Annotated in this window: 2 rRNA genes; both read left to right on the top strand. The window is 51.5% G+C overall.

Going from position 1 to position 3,025, the window contains the following annotated elements:
* The first annotated feature begins 11 nt into the window (after positions 1-11).
* Positions 12-2,838 (top strand): 23S ribosomal RNA (locus tag VB711_RS26295).
* A gap of 60 nt (positions 2,839-2,898) precedes the next feature.
* Positions 2,899-3,016, top strand: a 5S ribosomal RNA gene (rrf, locus tag VB711_RS26300).
* The last annotated feature ends 9 nt before the right edge of the window (positions 3,017-3,025 follow it).

The following is a 3,025-nucleotide window of genomic DNA, read 5'->3' on the forward strand; positions in this document are numbered from 1 at the left end:
CAAGAATTAGTGGTCAAGCTAATAAGGGCTAATGGTGGATACCTAGGCACACAGAGGCGAAGAAGGACGTGGTTACCGACGAAATACTCCGGGGAGTTGGAAGCAAACGAAGAGCCGGAGATGTCCGAATGGGGCAACCCTAAATACTACCTGCTGAATATATAGGCAGGAAAGAGCCAACCCAGCGAATTGAAACATCTTAGTAGCTGGAGGAAGAGAAATCAAAATAGAGATTCCCTAAGTAGTGGTGAGCGAAAGGGGAAGAGCCTAAACCAGGGGATTTATCCTCTGGGGTAGTGGGACAGCGATATCGAATCTAGAGGTTAGACGAAACAGCTAAATACTGTACCAGAGGGGGTGAAAGTCCCGTAGTCGAAAATCAAAGGATAGTAGCTGAATCCCGAGTAGTACGGAGCACGTGAAATTCCGTATGAATCAGCGAGGACCACCTCGTAAGGCTAAATACTACTGTGTGACCGATAGCGAACAAGTACCGCGAGGGAAAGGTGAAAAGAACCCCAGAAGGGGAGTGAAATAGAACATGAAACCATTAGCTTACAAGCAGTGGGAGTCCGATTAAACGGATGACCGCGTGCCTGTTGAAGAATGAGCCGGCGACTTATAGGCACTGGTAGGTTAAAGCGGGAATGCTGGAGCCAAAGGGAAACCGAGTCTGAAAAGGGCGATAATCAGTGTTTATAGACCCGAACCCTGGTGATCTAACCATGGCCAGGATGAAGCTTGGGTAACACCAAGTGGAGGTCCGAACCGACTGATGTTGAAAAATCAGCGGATGAGCTGTGGTTAGGGGTGAAATGCCAATCGAACCAGGAGCTAGCTGGTTCTCCCCGAAATGTGTTTAGGCGCAGCGGTAATGATTAAATCTGGGGGGTAAAGCACTGTTTCGGTGCGGGCTGGGAGACCGGTACCAAATCGAGACAAACTAAGAATACCCAGAGAACACATTGCCAGTGAGACAGTGGGGGATAAGCTTCATTGTCAAGAGGGAAACAGCCCAGACCACCAGCTAAGGTCCCCAAATCATCACTAAGTGATAAAGGAGGTGAGATTGCATAGACAACTAGGAGGTTTGCCTAGAAGCAGCCAACCTTAAAAGAGTGCGTAATAGCTCACTAGTCAAGCGATCTTGCGCCGAAAATGAACGGGGCTAAGTGATGTACCGAAGCTGTGGGATTAAGAAATTAATCGGTAGGGGAGCGTTCCGTCGTAGGTTGAAGCAGTAGCGGCGAGCAGCTGTGGACGAAACGGAAGTGAGAATGTCGGCTTGAGTAGCGCAAATGTATGTGAGAATCATACACCCCGAAACCCTAAGGGTTCCTCCGCCAGGTTCGTCCACGGAGGGTTAGTCGGGACCTAAGGCGAGGTCGAAAGGCGTAGTCGATGGACACAGGGTGAATAATCCCTGACTAGGATGTGGGAGTATTACTAGGGACGCATGAAAGATAGCCATACCCTGATTGGTTTGGGAGACCGTTACGACGGTCGCGTGGTGAAGGATAGTGCCAAGAAAAGCTAGTAATATGATGAAGACATCGTACCCGTACCCGAAACCGACACAGGTAGGGAGGTTGAGAATACCAAGGGGCGCGAGATAACTCTCTCTAAGGAACTCGGCAAAATGGCCCCGTAACTTCGGAAGAAGGGGTGCCCACCTAAGAAGTGGGTCGCAGTGAAGAGATCCAGGCGACTGTTTACCAAAAACACAGGTCTCCGCAAACTCGAAAGAGGACGTATGGGGGCTGACGCCTGCCCAGTGCCGGAAGGTTAAGGAAGTTGGTCAGCGGAAACGTAAAGCTAGCGACCGAAGCCCCGGTGAACGGCGGCCGTAACTATAACGGTCCTAAGGTAGCGAAATTCCTTGTCGGGTAAGTTCCGACCCGCACGAAAGGCGTAACGATCTGGATGGTGTCTCAGAGAGAGACTCGGCGAAATAGGAATGTCTGTGAAGATACGGACTACCTGCACCTGGACAGAAAGACCCTATGAAGCTTTACTGTAGCCTGGAATTGTGTCCGGGCTTCGCTTGCGCAGGATAGGTGGGAAGCGATGAAGTATTCCTTGTGGGGAATATGGAGCTAACGGTGAGATACCACTCTGGCGAAGCTAGGATTCTAACTCATCTCCGTCAGCCGGAGAGAGGACAGTTTCAGGTGGGCAGTTTGACTGGGGCGGTCGCCTCCTAAAAGGTAACGGAGGCGCGCAAAGGTTCCCTCAGCACGCTTGGAAACCGTGCGACGAGTGTAAAGGCATAAAGGGAGCTTGACTGCAAGACCAACAAGTCGAGCAGGTACGAAAGTAGGCCTTAGTGATCCGACGGCGCAGAGTGGAATGGCCGTCGCTCAACGGATAAAAGTTACTCTAGGGATAACAGGCTGATCTCCCCCAAGAGTCCACATCGACGGGGAGGTTTGGCACCTCGATGTCGGCTCATCGCAACCTGGGGCGGAAGTACGTCCCAAGGGTTGGGCTGTTCGCCCATTAAAGCGGTACGTGAGCTGGGTTCAGAACGTCGTGAGACAGTTCGGTCCATATCCGGTGCAGGCGCAAGAGCATTGAGAGGAGCCTTCCTTAGTACGAGAGGACCGGGAAGGACGCACCGCTGGTGTACCAGTTATCGTACCAACGGTAAACGCTGGGTAGCCAAGTGCGGAGCGGATAACCGCTGAAAGCATCTAAGTGGGAAGCCCACCTCAAGATGAGTGCTCTCACTACTAATAGTAGGTAAGGTCACCTGTAGAACACAGGTTCTTAGGCGGTAGGTGGAAGTGCAGTAATGTATGTAGCCGAGCCGTGCTAACAGACCGAGGGCTTGACCTCTCATTTTCAACTTTTTCTTTCTTTTTGCAGTCTTCAGGGTCTCTGACTCTTACAAGTTTTCCTGGTGTCTATTGCGCGGTGGAACCACACTGATCCCTTCCCGAACTCAGAGGTGAAACGCTGCTGCGGCGACGATAGTTTGGGGGTTGCCCCACGCCAAAATAGCTCGATGCCAGGTCTATTCTTC

Origin of the sequence: Cronbergia sp. UHCC 0137, from assembly GCF_034932285.1 — a bacterium.
In the GTDB taxonomy this organism is placed as follows: Bacteria; Cyanobacteriota; Cyanobacteriia; order Cyanobacteriales; family Nostocaceae; genus Cronbergia.